The 2739-nt window shown below is 35.6% G+C and carries 4 protein-coding genes; 3 read left to right on the top strand and 1 reads right to left on the bottom strand.

Features of this window, described 5'->3' with window-relative positions; translation table 11 throughout:
- Positions 1–124 precede the first annotated feature (124 nt).
- From BA053_RS08410 to BA053_RS08415, 3 genes are all read left to right on the top strand, one after another.
- The gene (locus BA053_RS08410; protein WP_010962423.1) at positions 125–259 is read left to right on the top strand and encodes a hypothetical protein; all 135 of its coding nucleotides are present in this window, start codon (positions 125–127) and stop codon (positions 257–259) included.
- Between the two features lie 37 nt (positions 260–296).
- A complete protein-coding gene (locus BA053_RS05870) occupies positions 297–1475 on the top strand; it encodes a ribonuclease D (protein WP_006279667.1) in 1179 nt (392 codons plus the stop codon).
- A 176-nt stretch (positions 1476–1651) separates the two neighbouring features.
- Positions 1652–1774, top strand: coding sequence for a hypothetical protein (locus BA053_RS08415; RefSeq protein ID WP_255356254.1), 123 nt, complete (start codon positions 1652–1654; stop codon positions 1772–1774).
- 178 nt (positions 1775–1952) lie between these two features.
- On the opposite strand, the gene coaE is transcribed toward BA053_RS08415, so the two are convergent.
- Complete coding sequence (coaE, locus tag BA053_RS05875) at positions 1953–2540, bottom strand: dephospho-CoA kinase (RefSeq protein ID WP_065106859.1); 588 nt, start codon at positions 2538–2540, stop codon at positions 1953–1955.
- Between the last annotated feature and the right edge of the window lie 199 nt (positions 2541–2739).

Here is a 2739-nt window from a genome sequence, read left to right on the forward strand (position 1 = left end):
CTGTCATCCCAGTGCTCCTTTTTTTGTCATCCGAGTAGCTGACACTGGGATCTATTTTGCATGTAACTCCAATTGTGTTTTGGCATAAAACGCGACGCGTATTAGACTTATTTGCAAGCAAAGCTTGCTAGATCCAAGTAGTCAGGGCACTGGGATGACAGGAGAAGGAAGCACTGGGATTGGGATGGAAAAGGCTATTTGTGTGATGCCAATGAGTGATAGAAAGTTCTGCAAGAAGTCATTAATTGCAAAAATTTAATATAAGTGGTAAAGTAGAACCACTGAATAAAAAACATATGTTAATTAATACAACGTCGGAGCTGGAGGACATATGTGAGGGGTTGATAGCAAAAAAGCCAAAATTTATAGCAGTTGACACGGAGTTCATTAGAAATAATTTAATCTACTACCCAAAATTATCGTTAATTCAAATTTCTTACGGAGAGAAGAGTTTTATTGTAGACGCATTAGTGCCAGAAATTGATTTATCATTCATTAAGAAAATAATGCTAAATCAGGGGATAACCAAAGTGTTTCATAGCTGCCGGCAGGATATAGAATCCTTACTCACTGTGTTTAAATGTATTCCCACTCCCATTTTTGATACCCAAGTTGCTGCTATGTTTTGTCATTATTATCATGACTTTATTGGTTACTCAAAAGTAGTGGAGCAATATCAAGGAATAGCACTGGATAAAATTAAAGCTAAAAATTCAGATTGGTTAAGGCGTCCGTTGTCCGAAGATCAGTTAGATTATGCAGTAAACGACGTGGTACACCTATATGACCTATACCAAATATTGTGCAATAAACTTGAAGAAAATAATAGGATGGGTTGGTTTCAAGAAGAGATGGAATCAATAGTTGATATAAATAAGTATTTACATAGCCCAAAAGATGCATGGAAGAGGATTAAATTTAATTATGAAGTAAATCCAAGATTGATACTAACTGTTAAAGCAGTTAGTGAGTGGCAAGAAACCTTAGCACAGCGCTATAATATGAACCGTAATAAAATAATCAATAATGCTGTAATAGCTGATTTTATTGAAAAAAATGTAGAGCATGTTGATGAGATTTTAGATGATCTCAAGAGGAATACAAAAAATATAAAAGATGCGGATTTACTAGAGTTTGTGAATATTTTTAATGAAAATGAGAGAAATTGGATGCAGCAAAACAACACCTTATCGAGTAATTATGACAAATCTGTACTTGATATACTCTCAATTATTTTAGATAGTAAATGTAAAGAAAGTAACATATCAAGGAAATTAGTTTCTTCAAAAGATGAGTTAACCGGGTCAATATCTGGACAGACAGATAAATTATTCAAGGGATGGAGATATGATTTTTTTGGCAGGTCAGTTGAATCATTTTTGAACACAAGCTCAAAATTTGAGATTTCAGCAGTGAAATCCGCAAATAATATAACCAAAATTCAGAGTAATTTAGTGGAGAATAACTGTTGCTAAAGTAACTTAGATTTATCGACAATCGTCATCCCGCTACGTGTTAGTGGCTAAGAGATACCGCAGCGGTATGACGGTTAAGTAGGGTGTCATCCCAGTGCCTTGACTACTTCGATCCAGGAAAATTGATTGTAAACGAGCAAACATTTTCGATAAAATTACCAAAAAGCTAGATCCCAGTGTCTGGGCACTGGGATGACACCATAGGGGGCTACTTGGATGACAGGAGAAGGAGGCTACTTAGAGGACCAAAAAAGGATGTCATTCCAGTGCTTGACACTGGAATCCAGTTTTCCATATAATCTCATCGAAAGCATTATAACCACTTTCCGTGCTAGTTTACAAGCAAACTTTCCTGGATCCCAGTGTCAAGCACTGGGATGACACCATTATAGAGTGAACCAGTGTCAACTTAGGATGACACCCTGACAACCGTCATCCCGCTGCTTGTTAACGGCCAAGTGACGGTATGACGTAAAGCTACGTGTTTAGGTTTAATGAATCCACTATTTTTTTTACTTGAGAAAAAACATACTCTTTGCTTACACTGGTATCGATAATAAAGTCACTCATCTTCCTTTTCTCCTCAATAGATAACTGAACATTGAAGATTAAATTTAGCTTTTCTTTATCTATGTTGCGTTCGTTAAGTCTTTGAGCTTGCACAACGCTATCTGCATGGACGAAAACAATAAGGTTGCAATATAAATAAAATTTTGTTTCTAATAGAAGCGGCACATCTAAAACTAAAAGCTTTCTATCGATCTTTTTTTCCTTAGCAATAAAAAATTCTAATTCACGCAGCACAGCAGAGTGAACCAAAGATTGAAATTGTTTCCAATTTTCATCGTAGGCTAAGAAATATTTAGACAGTACTGTTCTATCTATTTCACCATTTACTACCACTCCAGGAAAACTTTTCTCTGCATAACTTATTATGCTTTTATCCACTTTATAAAGTTGGTGTACAACAGAATCAGCATCAAATACAACAGCACCAAACTCTTGAAAGCAATTAGCTACAAAGCTCTTTCCTACCCCAATTCCGCCTGTTAGACTTATAATCATATAACAAAATACATTCGACTTCTTTTGAAACTATAGCTAAGGTTTCTCTATATATATTAACTAGATTTTCTAGATCCCAGTGTCAAGCACATAACTATACGAACATTGCAATTTGTAGGTGGTGTCATCCCAGTCTGGGATCTAGCTTTTTGGTAATTTTATCGAAAATGTTTGCTCGTTTACAATCAATTTTCCTGGA

The sequence above is a fragment of the Wolbachia endosymbiont of Nomada ferruginata genome, from assembly GCF_001675785.1.
In the GTDB taxonomy this organism is placed as follows: Bacteria; Pseudomonadota; Alphaproteobacteria; order Rickettsiales; family Anaplasmataceae; genus Wolbachia; species Wolbachia pipientis.